This is a genomic window from Rhodococcus sp. MTM3W5.2 (genome assembly GCF_001984015.1).
In the GTDB taxonomy this organism is placed as follows: Bacteria; Actinomycetota; Actinomycetes; order Mycobacteriales; family Mycobacteriaceae; genus Rhodococcus_G; species Rhodococcus_G oryzae.
The window spans coordinates 3,185,445-3,206,241 of sequence record NZ_CP019572.1 but is presented as its reverse complement, the minus strand read 5'-3'; the positions used below and the strand labels follow the sequence as shown (position 1 = coordinate 3,206,241).

At 67.2% G+C, this 20,797-nt stretch carries 18 protein-coding genes and 1 pseudogene; 9 read left to right on the top strand and 10 right to left on the bottom strand.

What is annotated here, in order from left to right; translation table 11 throughout:
- Positions 1-104: 104 nt before the first annotated feature.
- The 5 genes from BTZ20_RS14575 (at position 105) to BTZ20_RS14555 (ending at position 5,879) form a co-directional block, all read left to right on the top strand.
- The gene (locus tag BTZ20_RS14575) at positions 105-3,011 is read left to right on the top strand and encodes a UPF0182 family protein (protein ID WP_077041868.1); all 2,907 of its coding nucleotides are present in this window, start codon (positions 105-107) and stop codon (positions 3,009-3,011) included.
- Positions 3,012-3,075: 64 nt separating this feature from the next.
- Positions 3,076-3,603, top strand: a complete 528-nt coding sequence (locus tag BTZ20_RS14570; protein ID WP_317616039.1) for a hypothetical protein — start codon at positions 3,076-3,078, stop codon at positions 3,601-3,603.
- A gap of 262 nt (positions 3,604-3,865) precedes the next feature.
- Entirely contained in the window at positions 3,866-4,510 is a 645-nt protein-coding gene (locus BTZ20_RS14565; RefSeq protein WP_077041866.1) for an MspA family porin, read from the top strand.
- Between the two features lie 98 nt (positions 4,511-4,608).
- On the top strand, positions 4,609-5,286 hold the full coding sequence (locus BTZ20_RS14560; protein WP_077041865.1) for an MspA family porin: 678 nt from the start codon (positions 4,609-4,611) through the stop codon (positions 5,284-5,286).
- A 71-nt stretch (positions 5,287-5,357) separates the two neighbouring features.
- Positions 5,358-5,879, top strand: a complete 522-nt coding sequence (locus BTZ20_RS14555; protein ID WP_077041864.1) for a hypothetical protein — start codon at positions 5,358-5,360, stop codon at positions 5,877-5,879.
- A gap of 30 nt (positions 5,880-5,909) precedes the next feature.
- Here BTZ20_RS14555 and BTZ20_RS14550 read toward each other — a convergent pair whose 3' ends face one another.
- The gene (locus BTZ20_RS14550) at positions 5,910-6,785 is read right to left on the bottom strand and encodes a sucrase ferredoxin (RefSeq protein ID WP_223263344.1); all 876 of its coding nucleotides are present in this window, start codon (positions 6,783-6,785) and stop codon (positions 5,910-5,912) included.
- A 252-nt stretch (positions 6,786-7,037) separates the two neighbouring features.
- On the opposite strand from BTZ20_RS14550, the gene BTZ20_RS14545 reads away from it, so the two are divergent.
- Positions 7,038-7,976, top strand: coding sequence for an ABC transporter substrate-binding protein (locus BTZ20_RS14545; protein WP_077041862.1), 939 nt, complete (start codon positions 7,038-7,040; stop codon positions 7,974-7,976).
- A 60-nt stretch (positions 7,977-8,036) separates the two neighbouring features.
- Here the strand turns inward: BTZ20_RS14545 and BTZ20_RS14540 are convergent.
- The 5 genes and pseudogenes from BTZ20_RS14540 to BTZ20_RS14520 form a co-directional block, all read right to left on the bottom strand.
- Positions 8,037-8,710 (bottom strand): annotated as a pseudogene (locus BTZ20_RS14540) (MspA family porin).
- A gap of 48 nt (positions 8,711-8,758) precedes the next feature.
- Entirely contained in the window at positions 8,759-9,442 is a 684-nt protein-coding gene (locus BTZ20_RS14535) for an MspA family porin (RefSeq protein ID WP_077041861.1), read from the bottom strand.
- Positions 9,443-9,604: 162 nt separating this feature from the next.
- Positions 9,605-10,150: a TetR/AcrR family transcriptional regulator gene (locus BTZ20_RS14530; RefSeq protein ID WP_077041860.1), complete on the bottom strand. Its 546-nt coding sequence runs from the start codon at positions 10,148-10,150 to the stop codon at positions 9,605-9,607.
- A gap of 228 nt (positions 10,151-10,378) precedes the next feature.
- Positions 10,379-11,857, bottom strand: a complete 1,479-nt coding sequence (locus tag BTZ20_RS14525; protein WP_083742684.1) for an MFS transporter — start codon at positions 11,855-11,857, stop codon at positions 10,379-10,381.
- A 102-nt stretch (positions 11,858-11,959) separates the two neighbouring features.
- The gene (locus BTZ20_RS14520; protein WP_077041859.1) at positions 11,960-13,162 is read right to left on the bottom strand and encodes a DUF1214 domain-containing protein; all 1,203 of its coding nucleotides are present in this window, start codon (positions 13,160-13,162) and stop codon (positions 11,960-11,962) included.
- A gap of 189 nt (positions 13,163-13,351) precedes the next feature.
- Here BTZ20_RS14520 and BTZ20_RS14515 point away from each other — a divergent pair, with 189 nt between their 5' ends.
- Both BTZ20_RS14515 and BTZ20_RS14510 read left to right on the top strand, forming a co-directional pair.
- Complete coding sequence (locus tag BTZ20_RS14515; RefSeq protein ID WP_077041858.1) at positions 13,352-13,705, top strand: YidH family protein; 354 nt, start codon at positions 13,352-13,354, stop codon at positions 13,703-13,705.
- The gene (locus tag BTZ20_RS14510) at positions 13,702-14,022 is read left to right on the top strand and encodes a DUF202 domain-containing protein (RefSeq protein WP_077041857.1); all 321 of its coding nucleotides are present in this window, start codon (positions 13,702-13,704) and stop codon (positions 14,020-14,022) included. The genes BTZ20_RS14515 and BTZ20_RS14510 overlap by 4 nt, the downstream gene beginning before the upstream one ends.
- 85 nt (positions 14,023-14,107) lie before the next feature.
- Here BTZ20_RS14510 and BTZ20_RS14505 read toward each other — a convergent pair whose 3' ends face one another.
- The 4 genes from BTZ20_RS14505 to BTZ20_RS14490 all read right to left on the bottom strand — a co-directional run bounded on the left by BTZ20_RS14505 (position 14,108) and on the right by BTZ20_RS14490 (position 19,723).
- Positions 14,108-16,888, bottom strand: coding sequence for an AAA family ATPase (locus BTZ20_RS14505; protein ID WP_083742683.1), 2,781 nt, complete (start codon positions 16,886-16,888; stop codon positions 14,108-14,110).
- Positions 16,885-17,769, bottom strand: coding sequence for an alpha/beta fold hydrolase (locus BTZ20_RS14500; protein ID WP_077041855.1), 885 nt, complete (start codon positions 17,767-17,769; stop codon positions 16,885-16,887). Before BTZ20_RS14500 ends, BTZ20_RS14505 begins: the two co-directional genes overlap by 4 nt.
- Positions 17,770-17,942: 173 nt before the next feature.
- Positions 17,943-18,605, bottom strand: coding sequence for an alpha/beta hydrolase (locus tag BTZ20_RS14495; protein WP_223263343.1), 663 nt, complete (start codon positions 18,603-18,605; stop codon positions 17,943-17,945).
- Positions 18,606-18,703: 98 nt separating this feature from the next.
- Positions 18,704-19,723, bottom strand: a complete 1,020-nt coding sequence (locus tag BTZ20_RS14490) for an alcohol dehydrogenase catalytic domain-containing protein (protein WP_077041854.1) — start codon at positions 19,721-19,723, stop codon at positions 18,704-18,706.
- 398 nt (positions 19,724-20,121) lie between these two features.
- Between BTZ20_RS14490 and BTZ20_RS14485 the strand changes: the two genes are divergently transcribed.
- Positions 20,122-20,739, top strand: a complete 618-nt coding sequence (locus BTZ20_RS14485; protein ID WP_077041853.1) for a VOC family protein — start codon at positions 20,122-20,124, stop codon at positions 20,737-20,739.
- The last annotated feature ends 58 nt before the right edge of the window (positions 20,740-20,797 follow it).

Sequence of the window (20,797 nt, the reverse complement as noted above, 5' to 3'; positions counted from 1 at the left end):
CCCGCCCGCGCCCGTAGAATGGGGCGAAACGGACACACGTCGGCGGTGACGCTGGTGAGAACAGGCCGGTAGGCCGCGACGCGCTCGGACCTGGAGCGTGGGAAGTGGGCAATCGGCCGGTCGAAGGTCTACCGCAGCTGTCCCGGCGCGGTCGGATCCTGCTGCTGTCGGCGGTTGGCCTGCTCGCGGCCCTGATCGTGCTCCCCGTGCTGGTGGGCATGTACACCAGCTGGCTGTGGTTCGGTGAGGTCGGATATCGGACCGTCTGGGTGACCATGCTGGTGACCAGGCTGCTGCTGTTCGCCGCGGTGGCCGTGCTGGTCGGCGGGGCCGTGTTCCTCGCGGTGCTGCTGGCGTTTCGCGCCCGACCGGTGTTCCTGCCGGGGCGGGCCGAGGACGATCCGATCCGGATCTATCGCGACTTCGTGCGGCGCAGGCCGCGCCTGTTCGGTCTGGGCATCCCCATCGTCCTCGGGCTGCTGTGCGGCCTGATCGCGCAGTCGAGCTGGGAGACGGTTCAGCTGTTCCTGCACGGCGGCGCGTTCGGGGTCACGGATCCACAGTTCGGTCTCGACGTCGGCTTCTACGTCTTCGACCTTCCCTTCTATCGGTCGGTCCTGAACTGGCTGTTCGTGGCGACCGTGTTCGCCTTCCTGGCGAGCCTGGCGACGCACTACCTGTTCGGCGGGGTGCGGATCTCCTGGAGCGACGGCGGGGTCAGCAGGGCCGCCCGGGTCCAGCTCGCCGTGCTCGCGGGGACGTTCATCCTGCTCAAGGCGGTCGCGTACTGGTTCGACCGGTACGCGCTGCTCTCGAGCGGCCGCAAGGAGCCCACGTTCACCGGCGGTGGCTTCACCGACATCAACGCGGTGCTCCCTGCGAGGCTGATCCTGCTCGCGATCGCCCTCATCTGCGCCGCCGCCTTCTTCGCCGCGATCGTGCTGCGCGACCTCCGGGTGCCCGCGTTGGCCGCGATCCTCCTGCTGCTGTCCTCGATCCTGGTCGGCGCGGTCTGGCCGCTGGCCGTGGAGCAGTTCTCGGTCCGACCCAACGCCGCCGACCGGGAGAGTCCGTACATCGAGCGCAACATCGAGGCCACCCGCCAGGCATACGGGGTCGGCGCGGACAAGGTCGAATTCCTGCCGTATCCGGGCATCGGCACCAAATCGCCCCGGGGAGTGCCCGCCGACGTGACCACCATCGCGAACGCCCGGCTGCTCGATCCGAACCTGCTCTCGCACACCTTCATCCAGCAGCAACAGCTCAAGAACTTCTACGCGTTCCCCGCCACGCTCGACCTCGACAGGTACGTGATCGACGGCACGCTGCGCGACTACGTCGTCGCGGCCCGCGAGCTGACCCCGAGCAGCCTGAGCGGCAATCAGACCCAGTGGGTCAACCAGCACACGGTGTACACCCACGGCGACGGATTCGTCGCGGCGCCTGCGAACCGGGTGAACGCCGCGGTGCGGGAGGCGGTGGGCGACACGTCGAGTAGCAATAGCGGGTATCCGGTGTACACGGTCAGTGACATCGCCAGCCAGGGCTCCGGTCACCAGGTCATCCGAGTGGACCAGCCGCGCATCTACTTCGGTGAACTGATCGCGAGGACCGACCCCGACTACGCGGTCGTCGGTGGTCCGGAGGGTACCGCGCCGCGCGAGTACGACACCGACACCTCCACCTACACCTACGACGGGACCGGCGGAGTCTCGATCGGGAACTGGTTCAACCGGATGGCGTTCGCCGTCAAGTACTCCGAGCGCAACATCATCTTCTCCAAGGCGATCGGCTCCGGATCGAGGATCATCTTCAATCGGTCCCCGGCCGAGCGCGTGCATCTGGTGGCCCCCTGGCTGACCACCGACCACGACCCCTATCCCGCCGTGGTGGGCGGGAAGATCGTGTGGATTGTCGACGCGTACACCACGGTGAACAACTACCCGTACGCGCAGCGCAGTTCGCTCGAGGACCTGGTGGTCGGTGCAGAGCCGACGCCCGTGCGGTCGGGCGGGGAGGTGTCCTACATCCGTAACTCGGTGAAGGCCACCGTCGATGCCTACGACGGCACGGTCACCTTGTACCAGGTCGACCAACAGGATCCGGTGCTCGAGGCGTGGATGCGTGCCTTCCCCGGCACGGTGCAGCCCGAGAGTTCCGTTCCCGCCGAGCTACGGGCGCACTTCCGGTACCCGCAGGACCTGTTCAAGATCCAGCGCGAGATGCTCGCGAAGTATCACGTCGATGATCCGCGAGAGTTCTTCACCACCAACGCTTTCTGGTCGGTCCCGAGCGACCCGACCGTCGAGTCCAACCCGTACCAGATGCCGTTCTATGTGCTGGTGGGTGACCAGGCGACCGCGGAGCCGTCGTTCCGGCTGGCCAGCACCATGGTCGGTTTCCGTCGCGAGTTCCTCTCCGCCTACATCTCCGCGCACTCCGATCCCGAGGACTACGGCAAGCTGACCGTGCTCGAACTGCCGACCGACACACTGACGCAGGGCCCACAACAGATCCAGAACTCGATGATCTCGGACACCCGGGTGGCGTCGGAGCGGACCCTGCTGGAGCGGTCGAACCGGATCCAGTACGGCAACCTGCTGACGTTGCCGATCGCCGACGGCGGAGTGCTCTACGTGGAGCCGCTGTTCACCGAGCGGATCGCGTCGGAGCAGAACACGTCGACCTTCCCCCAGCTCGCGCGCCTGCTGGTCAGCTACCGGGAGCCGGGGGCGACGGGCGGGGTCCGGGTGGGGTACGCGCCAACCCTGGCGGAGGCGCTGGACCAGGTGTTCGGGGCGGGCACCGGCGGCGCGGCCACGGCGCCGGGATCTGGTGCGGGGCCGCCGCCCGCGCCACCGCCTGCGGGGGAGCCGGCGGGTGCGCCGCCGCCCGCGGTCGCGAATCCGGCGACGGCCGATGAGCTGAACAGGGCCATCGCGGAACTCCGTGAGGCGCTCGACCGGCTGCAACGGGCGGTGGACTCTTACCAGACCGAGCAGCCCCGGTAGATCTCTTCGCCGACAACCGATCCTGGGTACTAGCCGTTGTAGTAGAGCCTTGTATTCTTCGCGTGTGGGCTCACCGAAGACGACGATCGCGCGGATGCGCGGTGCCTTCGTGGGCTCGACCTCCGGCGCGGTGAGCGTCGCCGCACACGCGCTGGGCGGCGGCACGGCTCCGAAAGAGAGTTCGGTGGTCCTGCTGATGCTGGGCTGCGCGGCGATCGGTGCCGTCATCGCATCGGTGCGGGTGGCGCGGCATCAGCTGTTGTTCGTGGCCGCCGCGCTGACCCTGGGGCAGGCGATCGGGCACGTTGTGCTCGCGATGGGCGCGGTTCACCTCCACGGACCGCAGCTCGGTCCGGAGATGGTGGCCGCGCACGCCGCCGCCGTCGCGGTGACCGCCGTACTGATCCGAGCCGGTGAACGCGGATGTATCTCAGCGCTTTCGGCGCTGAGCCGGAGAGTCCCGGCGCCGTTCACCGAGGTGCCGGTCCTGGTACCCGTCGCGGTCTGCGTCCCGGAGGATTCGCTGCCGCTCGCCCGCTGGCTGCTGATCGGCTCGGGAACCGGCACCCGCGGTCCGCCGCCGTCTGCCTAGTCGACGTCAACCGACATCCCTGTCTGGGCGCCAGTCCGAGCAGGTGTGATGTTGACGCGTACCTTCGCCGTTCCGCCGTCAGTGTGGTGCTCACCAGAGCCCGCGCGGTGGAGCGTGCCCAGGAGGCCGCGGACCCGGGCCGAAAGCCCTTCCTCGGGGGCGCATTTGACAGCGTCCGCCGCCCTCCCTAGGTTAATGGAAACCATTTTCATTTGAGTTTGGTGCCGCGCGCCCATGAGCCGCGGCCTATGAAGGGGATTCAATGAGCAAGTTCCGTAGTGCCGGCGTCGGCGCTGCCGCCGCCGTGGCGATCGGCCTGATGTCGACCGGTGCGGCGCATGCCGACACGTTTGTGCCGCTGCCGGACGGGCAGAAGGCCGGGCCGGGTGCGGTCGTCGGGCGTACCGGTGAGAGTGTCCTGATCTCGCCGTCGCTGGCCGCCAATGGTGCCGGCCGCACCGCGTGGGTCTCGGGCACGGTCACCGCCGATGTCACCGGTGTCTCCGGTGAGGGCGAGGCTGGTCCGTGGAACGGTGCGACCAACGACAAGGGCACCAACAACTCCTCGACGCATGGGGTCTCGCGGATCAGCACCGGCTACATCGTGGGCTGCCAGGTCGACATCACCGGTCTGGGTGGGTCCATCGGGATGGGCGTGAGCATGGACGGTCCGTCGATCTCCGGGTCGCTGACGGTCCCGGTGTCCGCCGGTCAGGTCAAGTTCGTCGGTGTCGCGGGTAAGGACATCAAGAAGAACGGCAAGTACGCCGTGCAGTACCAGGACACCCAGATCGAGATCCAGAACTGCGGCGGCTACGCGCAGGCCCGCTCGTACACGGTGGTCGAGATCGTCGGCAACGACTACTCCAAGACCACCCTGTACGGCCAGCCCTTCAGCATCGGATAGCGGCTCCGCCGCCCGTGCGCGTGTTGCACCCCGACTGGGGTACAACGCGCGCACAGTCCACGCCTGAACTCGATACCTGAACCCTCAGAGGAAAATTCATGAACTCCAGCAACAACGGCCTGCGTCGCGGGCTGCAGATCTCCGCCGTCGGCGCGGCCACGGCCGTCGCGGTCGGCTTCCTGTCCGCGGGTGCGGCCAATGCCGACACCTTCGTGCCGCTGCCCGGCGGGACCATCTCCAAGACCCTCGTCGACGGCACCGTCGTCACCGTCACCATGACCGGTGAGTCCGCGAACATCTCGCCGTCGATGGGTGCGACCCCGCTGCACCGCAACGTGTGGGTGTCGGGCTCGGCGAAGGTCGAGCTGTCCGGCGCCAACGCCGACGGCGGCAAGATCGAGCCCGGCTACGTGGTGGCCTGCCAGCTGACCCTGGGCGGCAAGGGCGGCGCCGACACCGGAATGTCCTCCGGCTGGGAGGGCGAGAGCGTCAAGCAGACCGCCAAGAGCGCGGGCAACCTGTCCATCGCTCCCGGCCAGGCCAAGAACGTCAAGCTCCTCGACCTGGAGAAGGCCGACGATTTCGGTGGCGAGTCGCATTCCGGTGCCAACGGTTTCAAGGGCAAGAGCGGCAGCGTCACCTGGGCCGACTCCACCATCGGCGTCGAGGGCTGCGCCGGCTACGCGCAGGCTCGTTCCTACGTGAAGGTCACCGCGAGCACGAAGAACGTCAGCAGCACCGTCACCCTGTGGGGCCAGCCGTTCAGCATCGGCTGATCCGATGAGTCGAGGCGGCCCGCAAGTCCCTGGCGGGCCGCCTCACCCGGTATCGATCCAAGGAGGACGTCGTGACCGACGATCTGTCCCACTACCGTGCCGACTTCCGCGAGATCGAGAATCGAGTCACCCGAGAGTTCGTGGCCGGGTGGCGCCGCCCGGCGATCACCGCGATGGTCCTCGTTCTGACCGTCGGCCTCGCGCTACCCCATGCGGGGTCGCTGCCGGCGTGGGCCGTACTCGCGGGAGGGCCCAACCCGGAACACGTCGCGACGCCCGCGCCACTGCGGCTGTTCATCGTGTTCGTCGTGATCTTCGGGGTCATCGTCTCGATGCTGGGCACCTGGTCGCGACGATGGGCCATCGCGCAGACAGCGGTGATGGGAACGGGTGTGGGGACGGTGATCGGACTGCTCGGCTACTGGTCACAACAGAGCCTGCCGCCCGGAATCCGTCCAAACGGAATCGAATACGGACTGATCCTCACCTGGGTGGGGATGGCCGCCCTCACCGCGCTGTGGATCCCGGTCGTTCTCAGCCGCGCGAATATCATGCAGGCCGGGTCGACCGACCGGATCCAGAGCCCGGGATGACATCACCACGAGGCATCCTTCGGTGGGCCTTCAGTCCGGTACTTCGTCGAGTCCGACTATCACCCAACGGTTCCAGGCAACCGGACCCCCGGCGCCGCAACCATGGCGAAACTCCTCGTGCTGTGGTTCAGAGCGCACGACGACCCCGAACCTTCGTGAATCTAGGCGGATCTGAACGAGCCTGTCGCCCGAATTCGGGACCTCGCATTCGACGACCTCCCGAAGCGCGTCGGTTCGCGTGATCCCGGTGAAGTCGCGGACGGCATGTTCGGCGGCCTGGGCCGGCTGGGACAGTGCGGAGCGGCCGCGGAAGTGCGGCAATGCGATCGCGCCGTTGCGATAGTCATCGACCGTCTGGCGGGCCGAGTCGGCGCCGAGGCGACTGAAGTACAGGCCATGTGGAAACATGACAAGGTTCGCAGCGAATCGGTCACCGCCGACGTGAGTGCACTCCCACACATCGTCGGCGGTCGAGGTCAGCGCGGCCAGTACGGGCCGCCCCAGCTCGGCGCAACACGCGTCCTTCTTCCCGTGGGTGCAGACGGCGACGAGCGCCTCGGTGCGAGCGACACCGAAGTCCGGTTCGATACCCGCCGCGATCGAATCGAAGTCGAGTCCGTCCAGTTCGTGGTAGTTCTGGATGCGCTTCTCGCGCATCCAGTGCTTCGTCCCGTCGGACCAGCTGATCACGCACAGCGGGTCGGCGACCTGCCTGGATCGAGGTCGGCGGATGAACAGCACACGCAGTCGACCCACAACCGAGTCCAGTGTCTGCGACAAGGACGGCGGCAGTTCGCCGTCCGGCGCTGACGCGGGCCACGGTCCGGGATGCTCGATCAGAATCCAGCAGTCCGTCGGGCCGGCGCGACCGACCATCGCTTCACCGGCGAGCGACGACTGGTTCACACAGGCCCCGCTGCGGCGACTCGTCTGGGGGTTCTGCACCACCGACGTGGGCCAACACGGGGGTGCGGACGCATCGGTCGTCCCACACAGACGTCCACGGTCTCCACTGCGCGACGGCACGCCGACGAACCCTCCAAAGTTAGTAGCTTAGGCTAAGCATACGATCTTGAAGCCGGGAGGCGGGAGTCGGTCACCACAGGTGGCACAACCCTCGTCCACCAGGGGATTCTCGAACAAGTTGGGAGTATTTCGTTGAGTGGCAGTCGATCACGCGGAGGCAGGGTCGCGGCAGGCCTCATACTTGCGACCATTTCTGTAGCGGTGGCGACCGCGTGTTCTGGCGGCACCGACGCGACGAATGTGTCCGAGCAGGCCGCGACGGAGTCCGTACACCTCGTCGAACATGCCCGCGGTGCCACTGACGTGCCGGTGTCCCCGCAGCGGGTGGTCGTTCTCGAGCCGGTCCATCTCGATACCTCAGTCGCACTCGGGGTCATCCCCATCGGCACCACGGTCCTGAGCGAAGCGACGGGTGTGCCCGCCTATCTCGGAACCGAGGCCGCGTCGGTGGAGACCGTGGGAACCGTCCCCGAGCCGAATGTGGAGGAGATCGCGGCGCTTCGCCCCGATCTGATCATCGGAACCGAGACTAGGCACTCCGAACTCTATGACCGCTTCGCAGCCATTGCCCCGACGGTGTACATGGCCTCGCAGGCTGATCCCTGGCAGGACAACGTACGACTGGTTGCCAAGGCGCTGAACAAGTCTCAGGAGGCCGATGCGCTTCTCGATGGCTATCAGGAGCGGTGCGAGGAGATCGCGACAAAGTTCGGAACCGAGGGCAAGACCGCGCAACTCATTCGTCCGCGTGACGGCAACCTCACGCTGTATGGACCCACTTCCTTCGCGGGAAGCACCTTGGAATGCGCAGGATTCCGGACGCCGGAACGGGACTGGGAGGGGTCGATATCGATCGACCTGTCGCCGGAGCGGGTCGCTGAAGCCCGCGCCGATGTCGTGGTCGTCACCACGCCGAACCCCGCCGACCGCACGACAGTTCCGAGCCTGCTCCTATCGGCCTTCCCCAGCCTGCACCTGGTCGACATGTCCTACTGGATCACCGGTGTCGGGCCGCTCGGTGGTCTCACTGTTCTCGACGACATCGAACGCATTCTCCGCGATTCGCAGTAGAGGTCGCACGGTTCGAGGCTGCCCACCGCTGGCGACGATGGGCAGCCTCGACTCATCGGGTCAGCCGATGCTGAAGGGCTGTCCCCACAGGGTGACGTTGCTGGTCACGCTGGCGGTGTTGACGGTGACCTTGACGTAGGAGCGGGCCTGGGCGTAGCCGGCGCAGCCGCTGACGCCGAGGGTGGAGTCGGCCCAGGTGACGCTGCCCTTGCCCTTGTAGGGGTTGGCGGCGCGGTGCTGCTCGGCGCCGAAGGCGTCGGCGAGTTCGAGGTCGAGGATCTTGTAGTCGACGGCCTGGCCGGGTCCGATGGACAGGTTGCCGGCGCCCTTGGCGGTCTGCTTGGCGGCGCCGTCGGGGTCGGCCCACGTGGTGCTCATGCCGCCGTCGGTGCCGCCCTTGCCGCCGAGGGTGAGCTGGCAGGCGACGATGTAGCCGGGCTGGATGGTGCCGGCGCCGCCGCCGGAGACCTCGACCTTGGCGCTGCCGGAGACCCAGACGTTGCGGTGCAGCGGGGTCGAGCCCATCGAGGGGAGATGTTGGCGGATTCTCCGGTGCGGGTGACGGTGACGACGGTGCCGTCGACGAGGGTCTCGGTGATCGAGCCGTCGGGCAGCGGGACGAGGGTGTCGGCGTTGGCCGCGCCCGCGGAGAAGAATCCGAGGGCGATGGCGGCGGCGCTGCCTGCGCTCGCGATCTTGAGCCCGCGACGCAGACTGTTCTTGCTGGTGTTCATGAATTCCCCTTTGAGGGTTCAGGTTTCAGGCTCGGGTGTGGACTGGGGTCAGCCGATGCTGAAGGGCTGGCCGTACAGGGTGGTCTTGGAGTAGTCGTTGCCGACGATCTCGACCACGGTGTAGGAGCGGGCCTGGGCGAAGCCGCCGCAGTTCTGGATCTCGAGCTGGGTGTCCTGGTACTGGACGGCGTACTTGCCGTTCTTCTTGATGTCCTTGCCTGCGACGTTGACGAACTTGACCTGGCCGGCGGAGACCGGGACGGTCAGCGACCCCGACATGGACGGTCCGGACAGGTCCATCGAGGCGCCGATAGAGCCGCCGAGTCCGGTGATGTCGACCTGGCATCCGACGATGTAGCCGGTGCTGATCCGCGAGACCCCGTGCGTCGAGGAGTTGTTGGTGCCGGGGGTGTTCGCGGCGGCGTTGAACGGTCCGGCTTCGCCTTCCTTGGTGATCCCGGTGACGTCGGTGGTGACGGTGCCCGAGACCCAGGCGGTGCGGCCTGCGCCATTGGCGGCCAGCGACGGGGAGATCAGGGCGCTTTCGCCCGTGCGGGAGACGACCGCTCCCGGTCCGGCCTTCTGCCCGTCGGGCAGCGGCACGAAGGTGTCGGCGTTGGCCGCGCCGGTGGACATCAGGCCGATCGCCAGTGCTGCGGCGGCGCTTGCGCTTACACGGAGGCACGTTGCGCGGTGGGCGCCGCGGCGCCCACGGGAACAGTTCGAATTCATGGGTTCCTTCTCGATGTGGGTGGAGTTCTGGGCTTCGACAATGCAAAAGCGGTCGCCGAAGAGACCTGGTCGCAGATACGGCCAGGCATTGAAGAGTTGTGTGTCGCGATCGCGCCGCCGTCAGGTCGAACTGACGAGGGTTACCCCGAGGTGACTAGTCGTTCACTCCGTGGCGCTGAATGACGTGGCGATGAGTGTGGCCATCCGGGTGAGGGCAGTGACCTCGTCCGGATCGACCAGCCGCCGTTGTGCCTCTGCACGGCATGCGACGCCGAAGAATGCGTCGAAAATGATCTCGGCTGCGGTTTGAGCGTTCTTCGGGTCATTGTCACCGCGGAGGTCGGTGATTGCGTGAACCAGCGGCTGCAAGAGCTGCTCGCGCATCGCTGCGAGTTCGGTGGGAAACATCGTCTCCCACCGGTACGTGTGGAGCAGGATTGCTCGATACCCCTGCAACACGTCCTGGGTGTAGGGGACGACGACGGCTCGAACCCATGCGTCGACTCGTTCGAGCGGTGTGCTCGCCGACGACATACGTTCGATGACGTAGCTGGTTTTCGTGGTGGTGCCATCTTGCAAGACGGCGATGATCAGCTCTTCCTTCGAGTTGAAGAGCCGGTAGAACGCGCGGGTTGCCAGGCCCGCGCGCTCGAGGATCGCGGCGACAGGGGATCCACCTGACCGGTTTCGGCGATGAGGCTGCTGCAAGCGCGGATGAGGCGTTGCGCTTCCGTGAGATATTCGTCGCGCTGCCGGTCGAACAGCCGATCGACGGCGGCGGTCGCGATGGGGTTCACAGCCTCTTGGTCTGCGGAAGTCACCTTGTGTGTCCTCATGGTTGTGGCGAGATTGGCGTTCTCGAAGTCGAGGATAGCTATAGCGATCGGTCCGAGGAGTGGTGTCGACTTGCCGGTTGGCTGGTTCGCTCGACGCTGCTCAGCGCGTTGCGGCACCCCCTGTGGCGGGAGCCCGGCCGTGTCGCATCTTTATCGCGACAGCGAGGCCCGCGAGGCCGACCACCGCCGCGAGAATGAAGGATTGCTGGAACGCCGTGTCCGTGTAGGTGATTCGTCCCGTTTTGGGGTTCTGGCTCGCGATGTTCTGTGCCATGACGACGCTGAGGACCGTTACCGCGACCGCATTGCCGAGCTGGCCGACCACCCCGAGCATGGCCGCGCCCACCGCACTCTGCTCGGCGGGCACGGCATCCATCACCAGGTTCGGACCGGACGCGTAGTACAGCCCCATCCCGATGCCGAAGACCGCGGAGATCACCATGATCTGCCAACGATGTTCGGCCAGCGCCGCGGCGGCGACGAGGCCGGTGATCATGGCGCAGACGGCACCGATGAGGGTCAGTCGGGCGCCCCTCCGGCGCGCGACGGCGCCGCCGAGCGGTCCGCAGACCATGGTGAGCAAACCGGTGGGAAAGGTCCACAATGCGAGCGCCGTCGCCGTCAGCCCCACGCCGTACGTGATCCCGACCTGGGCCGGGGTCTGCAGCATCTGCGGCATGAGCAGCCCGTACCCGGCGATCATGAACCCGATGAACAGGTAGGCCACCAGTGTGGAACGCAGCGCACCGCTGGCCAGCAGCCGGAGGTCGATGGCGGGTGCGGTGACGCGTAGCTCCCAGACGACGAAGGCGATGAGCAGTCCAGCTCCGCCGATCAGTGTCCCGAGCGTCCCGCTGCTGACCCAACCCCATTTGGGTCCCTGACTGACACCGACCAGGATCAGACCGACCCCCGATCCGAGCAGTGCGACGCCGAGTAGGTCCAGGCGCTGATGGAGTCGCAGCGAAGACTCGGGCACGAGTACCGCCACCACCGGGATCAGCAGTACGGCGTAGCCCAACATGAACCAGAACAGCGATTGCCAGCCGTGGTTGTCGATGAACCAGCCGGCGACGAACGGTGATGCGAGCGCGCTGACGCCGATTCCGGCGGCCACGGTGCCGAGTGCGACCGGGACCCAGCGACGCGGGAAGGTGTCGCGGACCAGCGCGTAGGACACCGCGACCATCCCGCCCGCGGTGCCCTGGAGGGCACGGCCTGCCAGCAGCATCGGGAACGAATCCGCCGTCGCGCAGATCAGGGATCCGACGGAGAAGAGCACGGCAAGGCTCAGCATCACCCGCTTCTTGCCATAGGTGTCGGCGAGTTTGCCGACCAGCGGCAAGCTGACCACGGCGACCAAACTCACCATCGTCAGAACCCAGCCGAGGTGCAGGGTGCGGAAATCCTGCGTCATGTGTGGAATCGCCGGATACACCAAGGTGATCTCCATCGGCGCGAGCTCAGATATCAGCACGATGAGCGCGAGCGCCGCACCATATCGCCAGCGCTGCTGCCGACTGATCGGCGGATCGTCACCGGGCCGTGGGGGAGGTCTGTTGGTCGTGGTCTCAGTCATGTTGATCTCGATCCAGTAGAGCGGACCCGATAACCCGATCTGTCAGGGGCGTGTAGGTTCGCGCAGGTCTTCGGTTTGGGGGGATTCCGGAGGCAGTCGGTACTAGTGGCTGTTGCGTAGATGTGCGGACCGGCGGCGGAGCCGAATCTGCTCGGTGCGCTCGGCAGGGGTCACGGTCGGCGTTTCCGAGGGCAGGTACTTCCGGACGTCCTCGAGTGGCACGAGCCGCATGGTCGGGTTCGGGACGCTGTCGGTCAGCAGCAGGCGGCCGTTGATGGTGCCGTGGGTGTGCCCGCCGGTGTCCAGCCAGTTCGGCAAGCCCGGATCCTGGTGGGAAATCACCGCGCGGAAGACACCGTCCGCATCGAGGCGGGCCTGGGCATGATTGAGCGAGGACTGGCGAGAGAACCAGTTGACGGTCTCCCAGTACCAGTTCCCCGTACCGAAGCTCCAGTAGTGGCACTGCGGAGGAGTGAACTCCAGAATCACCGCTTCGTCGGGGGCGCACCGGAAATTGCCCATGCCATATGCCTGATTCTGGAAGCCACCCCACGCACTATCGCTGAGCGGAGTGAATTCCAGGGAGTTGGCGGGAGTTGTGAGAGACAGCTTGCACATGTTGTCCCAATAGGATCCGGCCTTGTCCAGCCAGCGAACGAGCCGCTCGGCACGCGCCGCGACGTCGGCCTCCGACAGCGGGGTGGGCGGCGGGTAGACGGCGTCCACGCACTCGATCACGAGGTTGGCCGGGCGCTCGGTCGCCCAATCACTGAAGACCTGTCGAACGCACAGCGAGCCCGCCTCGGCGTCGATCGTCAGCCAGTTTCCGGTGTAGCCGGTCGGCCGCTCGGGACCGAGGAGCAACTCGAACGCCCCGTCGCTGCCTGCCGTCAGGGTGCGACTGTCGATATTGGAGTTGATCCGGTAATCGGGTGCTTCGCAGAAGTGCGGCGAGTGGACCTGGATATCGAAGTAGTGGGCAGTTCCCCTGTCGCCGTGGATCCGGTAGGTGCGGTCGCCGCTGACCGCGGCGAGGGTGTAGATCACGTCGGGGTTGTCGATGCCCCAGCTGCAGGTGGTGTCGGCCCAGCGGCCGAACTCCGGATAGGCCGGATCGGCCAGTTCCATGCTCAGGACTGCGCCGGCCGCCAGGTACCGGGTGGCGAAACGAAGACCTTCCGCCCGCAGCAGGGGCGTATCGGTATCCGGATCATCGAAGACGATGGTGCGCCCGAACTGACGCCATGCCTCGCCCACCTGATCGAACAGGGCGCCTGAGCGAACCGATTCCACGCGTTCCGTCATGGGTCCTCCTCCGTGTTTCTGTGATGCCACTCACTCGGACGCTCCGAGTGCAAATGACATACTCAGAGTTGAAAACGTCATTGTCAACCCCCTTGTCCGCCTCCGCGGACCGGCAGGGACAGGTTCCTGGACCTGGCGAAGGTCCAGGTAGAGGCGCTTGCGGGGGGGAGTAGAGAGAAGGAGGTCACGGTGTCGCCGGAAGAACTGGGTACCGAGGAACGCGAACCCGACTACCGATTCACGCTTGCCAACGAACGGACGTTTCTGGCGTGGATACGTACGTCGCTGGGGCTGCTCGCCGGCGGCGTGGCCGTCGATCAGCTCGCCGTCGCGTTCCACAATCCGGGCGCGCGCATCGCCCTCGCCCTGAGTTGCATCGGCCTCTCCATCGCCCTTGCTGGCGGTGCGTTCTCGCACTGGCGGAAGGTTCAGAAGGCGATGCGGCGTGATGCGCCCCTGCCGGATTTCGGGCTCATCCGGGTCCTCGCCGTGGGGACATTCGCCGTTGCAGCGTTGGCGGGCGCGGCGGTTGTGTTCTCGTGAGTGCGCAAGCGCCGAGAGACATTGGCCTGCAGGCAGAACGAACGGCCCTCGCCTGGCGCCGAACCGCGTTGACCGCCACCGCCGTCACGGCGGTGGTCGTGGTGCACGGAGCGGCCGGCCGTGAGTGGGGCATCGCGGCGTTGCCCTTCGCGGTCTCGGCCTGCGCGGCCTTGGTTGTCGTGGTCGTCAGCCTGGTGACGGCGCGGCGCAGGCGCGACGATGTCAGCGCGAGCCCCCGCGCGGTTGCCGTGGTTTCCGCGGCGGTGATGTGTTGCGCGCTGTGGGTCGGAGTTGTGGTTGCCTGTATCCCGCGGTGAGATCGGCTCGGGACACCCAGGGGGTTAGGGCCGCTAGGGATCGGACGTCGTGGGTGCGGACTATGCCAGCGGTGGCCTGGTCGCGCTACGGATTCTCCTCCCCAGTGCTCGTTTCACTTCCACTTCGGGTGCTGAGCGCGTCTCGTAGCGCGGCGCGGGTAGTGATGTTGAGCTTGGGAAAGATCTGGTAGAGGTGGGTGGAGACCGTTCGCGGCGACAGGTGCAGTTGCTCGCCGATCTCCTTGTTGGTCAGTCCGCTCGCGGCGAGGTCGGCGATGACGGTCTGCTGCGGGGTCAGCGTGTCGGAGGCTTCGGGCCGCTCTTGCTGTGGATCTCTGAGTCCGGTTCGGGCGAGTTCACGGCGGGCCTTGGCAACCCACGGCTCGGCTCGCATGTCGGCGAATCGGTTCATTGCTTTATGAATCTCGCTCCGGGACTCCGTGATTCGTCCGGTTCGGTGGAGTTCGCGACCGTAGAGGAGCCGGACTCGGGCGGTCTCGAAGGCCCAGATGTCGGCGTCCTCGGTTTGGAGCGCGGCGCGATAGTGGACGAGCGGGTCGCCGATACGTGCGAGGGCCTGGGCGGCGGTGACCAGGAGGGTCATTCGCGGGGAGATGTCGGCGATGTGGGCATCCACCGCGGCTCGGACGTGGGCGCGAGCCTCGGTGTGCCGTCCAGTGCGGGCGGCCGCCTCGACGAGGTCGAGCACGTTCCACAGAGCGTGCGGCACGTTCCTGGCGAGTTCGCCCGGTTTGTCGATCGCAGAGGCGTAGGTGAAGGCGAGGTCGTAATCGCCGTTGCTGAGTGCGCACAGGGTGTCGGCGTGCAGGGCATAGCGGACAAAGGCGTGGGCACCGCGCGGCGTCGCCCACCGCCGGATTCGCGCGGCGAGCTGCGTGGCGGTGTCGTAGTCGCCGCGGGCGGCCGCGATGCACGCACGGATCCAATTCCCCGGTGAGTCGAGGAGCCGGAATCCGTTGCGGTGACTCCATCGCAAGCCGTCCTCGATGAAGAGGTCGGCCTCGTCCCAACTCCCGGTGAGGAACGCGTCGATCCCGAGCTGGAAGACCGCGTCCAGCGCGGGCGGGAGGGCTCCACCAGCCCGGGCGGCGTCGACCACGCGGGTCAGCGCCGGTCGGCAGGCCGGCAGGCGGTCCGTGTAGCCGGCGGACAGGCAGACACGGGTGATGTAGAGGGGGTCATGCGATCTCGGCAGGCCCTCGATGGCGTTGTCCAAGGTGCCGGCGGCCTCGGCAGCGGTCCTGACCGGATCGCGGAGGGTCAGGGCCTGCAGGCGCAGCTCGAGCGGAGGGTCGGTCATCCTCGCGAGGTGTACGTCGAAGTCGTCCCACAGATGCGCCTTGCCGCCGAAGTGGCAGATGCGGATGAGCGTGTAAAAGGCCTCGAGGAGAGTGCCGTTCGTGCCGGTGAACTCCTCGTCGGTCATCTCGATCGCCGTGACGAGGAGCCGATGCGCGATGTCGATGTGCCCGGCGGCCGAGAGCAGGTGGTACGACGCCGCGATGGCGGCGACGAGCGGCTCGTCACTGGACGGCTGCGAGACCAGCATCCGCGGCACATCGTCGAGGTCACCGAGGAGGCTCGCCGACAGGTAGGCCGCGGCCGCCATCCGCCGTCCTCGATTCGCCTGGTCCTCGGAGAGGTCTGCGGCGCGGATCATCGCCGCCACAGCGCCGTGCACGTCACCACGTCGCGCGCTGATCCCGGACGCGCGTTCGAGGCGAGCCGCGACAAGCTCGTCGGGTCCGATCGCCGCGTGTGCGAGATGCCATGCCTGCGCAGATGACTCGTGTTCGGCCGCGTCTGCGAGCTTGAGGTGCGCGAGCCGGCGATCGCTCGCGGTCGAGGAGCCGACCACTGCCGCGCGGATCAGGGGATGACGAAACCCGATCGAGAGGAACCCGGCGTCGATCTCGATGAGGTCGAGTGCTTCGGCGGGAGCCAGGTCCATCAGGGCGTCGTCAACGTGTGCAATGCGTTGCAGGGTCGCGGGGGACAGGTGGGGTTCGAGGGCGCAGAGCAGGAGCATCTCGCGTGCGGTGGGTGACAACGCGTCGAGTCGGCGCGCGAACACCGATTGCAGTCGGGGAGTGAGCGGAAGTGCGTCTCCGGACAACCCGTGCCCATTGTCGTCGCGAATGGCAGCGGGCAGTTCCAGCAGCGCCAATGGATTGCCCTCGGCCTGGTCGAGAACGCGTTGCCGGACTCGGCGGGGGAGCTGGGGGAAACGGGTGACCAGAAGCGTCTCGGCCGTCGCGCGGGGGAGCGGATGAACGCGCAGCGTGTCGATCCCCGGCTGGTCGAACAAGGGCGCTTCGTCGGTTCGGCTTGCACCGATCAGCCGCGCATTGGTGTCGGCCAGTCTGCGAGCGACGTAGCCGAGGACGGCGGCGCTGGACGGGTCGAGGGCTGAGAGGTCGTCGACCAGGAGGAGCAGTTTCGCCGCCCCTGCCGCCGACTCGAGGCCGGCGAGAACCGCGTCACCGAGTGCGTGGAGTCCGATCGGGTCCGGAAGGGGCACGCCCATAGCCGCTTCCAGTGCCGCGGCGTGGCGGGGATCGAGGTTTCGGGCTCGGCGCCGGACAGCTCGAATGATGGTGGTGAGGGCGGCGAATCCCATATCTGATTCCGCCTCGATACCGGCTGCCCGGATCACTCGGTACCGGTGATCGGCCGCGATTCCGGCCGCTTCGTCGAGCAGCGCCGACTTGCCCAGTCCGGCTTCGCCGAACAGGGTCATCGCCCCGGCCTCTGGGTGCTCGTTCGTGAGGAACGCCGTCAGCGCGGCGATCTCGTGTTCGCGGCCGAACAGGGGCGAACGGCCATCGGAGGTAGGGGACATCATCGTCGGGCCGTTCGTGCGACGAAATCGGTGACGGCGCGTGCGAACTCCTCGGGCTGCTCGAGGTGGGGCATGTGCGCGCTGCTGTCGAGTTCCACGAGTTCCGCGTCGGACATGCTGGCCTGGATCATCCGTGACCACCTGGCGCTCACGATCGGGTCCCATCTGCCCGCGATGATCAGCGCAGGGGTGCGTTGCTGCGACAGGGTCCGCCGGAAGTCGACGCGGACGAACCCGCCGCGACGAGCAGGCTCCGACCAGGTGCGGATCGACGAGCGGAGTTGGAAGAGTGCCGGATTCAGCCGTGGATCCCAGTAGTCGCGGAAGTAAGCGGGAAACAGCCGGCGAACCGCCCGAGTCAATCCGTCGTCGCTGGTGGCGGTGAGAATGTCGAGGTAAGCGGCGGTGACATCCTGCGCTTCGCTGTGCACGGAGTGGATCTCCGCGAATCGGGCGAGGTTGTCCGCGCCCTCCCGTAGCAGCTCGTCGGACCCCACCGGCGAGGACGAGACGAGAACGGCGGCCGCGACGGCGCCCGGGTAGTCGATCATGAACTGCTGGACGACCGAGCCCCCGTGCGCGTGGCCGAGCAGGACGGCCTGGTCGGTGTCGAGCACCTCGACGATCGCGCGCAAGTGCTCGGCGTATCGGTGCAGGGTGTACAGGTCCGGTGCAGATAGCCGCCCGGATTCTCCCGTGCCGATCGGCTCGACGTAGACGACGGTGCAATACGCCTCGAGCAGGGGAGTCCTCAGATAGTCCCAGCCGAGTCCCGGTCCACCGGGGTGTACGAGGCAGACGGGGCCGGAGCCGTAAACGTGGTAGCGCTGCTGCACACCCAGCACGTCGACCACGTGGACACCCAGCGCGAGCGGTCCGCTCATCTGACTCCTCGTCGGGTCGTGCGACCCACCTGATTTGCGAGGATAGCGTTCACGGTGTCGTTCGGGGTACGTCAATCGACGTAGTGCTGTTGAGAAAAACGCCGCGGGTCCGGGCGGCGGCCTGGCCTCCGCCCGGACCCTGTCTCGTCAGATGTTCTGTGCGGCTTCCTTGATCAGCTGCACGACGGCCTCCGGGCGGGCGACGTAGATCGCGTGGCTGCCGGGAACCTCGGTGACCTCGGCACCACCCCGCTGGGCCATCGAGCGCTGGGCGACCGGGGGATCATTCGGTCATCGCTCGCGACGAGATACCAGCTGGGCTTGGATCGCCACGCAGGCGTGGTGACCGCGCCGCCGAGCGCGTCCAGGCCCCATGGCACCTGCGAGTCGGCCATGAACCCGGCCTCGTCGGCGGACACGTCACCGGCGAACGCCTCGTGGAACTTGCTCTTGTCGAGGAAGAGGAACCCGTCCTTGGGAGGAAGGATGGGCGGCTGCGGTCCGTCCGTCGGGAATCCGCCGATGAGGGCGTTCACCGATTCACCCGCGTCCGGGACGAACGCGGTGATGTAGACCAGCGCCGCTACCTTCTCGTGCGTGCCTGCCTCGCTGATCACCGCACCGCCGTACGAGTGGCCGACGAGGATGACGGGCCCGTCCTGCTCGTCGAGAATCTGCCGCGTGGCGGCGTCGTCACCCGCCAGGGAGACGGTCGGGTTCTGAACGATGGCGACGTCGAATCCGTCGCGTTTGAGGAGGTCGTACACCCCCTTCCATCCCGCGCCGTCGACGAATCCACCGTGAACGAGAACAACCGATTTTCCTGCTGTGCTCATGATCAACCTTCCGTCCGCCCCGGTTGGGCACTGACAGAAATGTAGGCCCGTGCCAGCGGGTCGCGCCTCAGTCAGATGACTGAGGATGTCGTCGTCGGTCAGAGTCCGGTGGTCAGGACCACACGGAATCGAGCCTTGCCGCTGAGGGCGTGCCGGTACGCGTCTGGAGCGTCGGTCAGCGGTACCTCTTCGATCATGGGGCGGATGCCGGTGAGGGCCGCGAAGTCCAGCGTCCGTTCGACGTCGCGCGCGGTGCCGGCCGGGTGCCCGTGCACCGAACGGGACTGGAAGATCAATTGGAACGGGCTGACCGGGATCGGATCCGGGACGGCGCCGATGACGATCAGTTCGCCGTCCGCCGAGAGCCCGTCGATGGTGGCGGCCATTGCCGCGGAGTTCGCGGCGGTGGCCTGGACGACCCGGGCGCCGCCAAGGCGGCGTAGTTCGGCGGCGACGTCCTGTGTGGTGGAGTCGATGTAGTGCCGCGCACCCAACTGGGTGGCGAGCGGTTCCTTGTCCGGGCCGCGCGCGATCGCGACGGTGTCGAATCCCATCTTCGCCGCGAACTGGACGCCGAGGTGCCCGAGGCCACCGAGGCCGAGGATCGCGACCAGGTCACCTGGGCGGGCCGGGCTTCGGCGCAGCGAGTTGTACGTGGTCACGCCGGCGCATGCCATGGGGCCGGCGTCCGCGGCGGTGAACTCGTCGGGGATGCGGGCGATGGCGGTGGCGGGCACGACCACGGCATCGGCGTAGCCACCCGGGTAGTGCCAGCCGGGCACTTGAAGGTTCTCGCAGTGCATGAAGTCCCCGTCGCGGCAGGGGTCGCAGTACAGGCACGCGCCGCAGAACCAGCCGACGGCCACCCGATCTCCTGGACGCCAGCGGGCGACGGCGTCGCCGACCGCGTCGATGCGGCCGGCGATCTCGTGGCCGGGCGTCACTGGGAACGTCACGCCGGGAAGGGCATTGGTGACGAACGCGTCGTCGGAGTGGCAGATGCCGCAGGCCTCGACGGTGACCCGCACCTGACCTGGACCGGGGTCCGGTATCTCGCGGGTGGTGAGGCGCAGTTCGGCGTCGGGATGGTCTACCTGGACGGACCGGATGCTGGCCATGGCGAAATGTCTCCTCTCGGATGACGAACTCGAATCGAGCATGCGCACGGAAACATGTTGCGCGGCAGGGATTGTGGATGTCTCCGGAATCCGGGCGCCGCGGGGACCGCCTCCGCGTGGTCACGCTTCGGTGGGTATTCGGTCTCGAGCAGAACAGCCATGCGGCGCGTCCTGTCATGCGGGGCCCGCCGGACAACGGCGGCGACGGTTCGAGCGTAGTGCGCATCCGCCCAGCGCGTTGGCGTTCCCGGACCGTCCGTGCGCACGGGTCGGCCGCCATCTCCTTTGCATAGCTACGGGATATGGACTTTCGATGATTCGTGGTGGAAGTGTGGATAGGGCGCCCACCTCAGTGACATCGACGCAGGTGACCGGCATCAACGGGAGGAGTCGAGTCCGTGGACACGAAGCTGGAGATTGTGGTGTTGCCGGTCTCCGACGTGGACCGGGCCAAGGACTTTTACCAGGCACTCGGGTGGCGGGAGGATGCGGACGTCGCCACGGGTCCGGACTTCCGGGTGGTGCAGCTGACACCGCCGGGCTCGCCATGTTCGATCATCTTCGGCATCGGAGTCACCTCGGCCGCCCCCGGTTCGGCGGACGGCCCACACCTCGTGGTCACCGACATCGAGGCGGCGAGGACTGAGCTGGCGAGCCGCGGCGCGCCGGTCAGCGATGTCTTCCACGACGCAGACGGGGTGTTCCATCACGCCGGGGCGACAGCACGGGTCGCCGGCCCGGACCCGAACCGCCAGAGCTACGGGTCGTGGCTGTCTTTCGCCGACCCCGATGGCAACAGCTGGTTCGTGCAGGAGGTCACCACCCGCGCGCCGGATCGCGTCACGCCGGGGCCGGTCGCCTACGCCTCCGCCGCCGCGCTGGCCGGGGCGATGCGCCGTGCGGCCGCCGCACACGGCAAGTACGAGGAACAACTCGGGCGATACGACACGGACTGGCCGGACTGGTACGCGCAATACATGGCGGACGAGTCGAACGCTCAGGCGACCGGCGAATAGCAGGCTGCGACCACGGCGCGTTCATTGTCTGGGTATCCGTTTCACCCCTTGAGAGGGT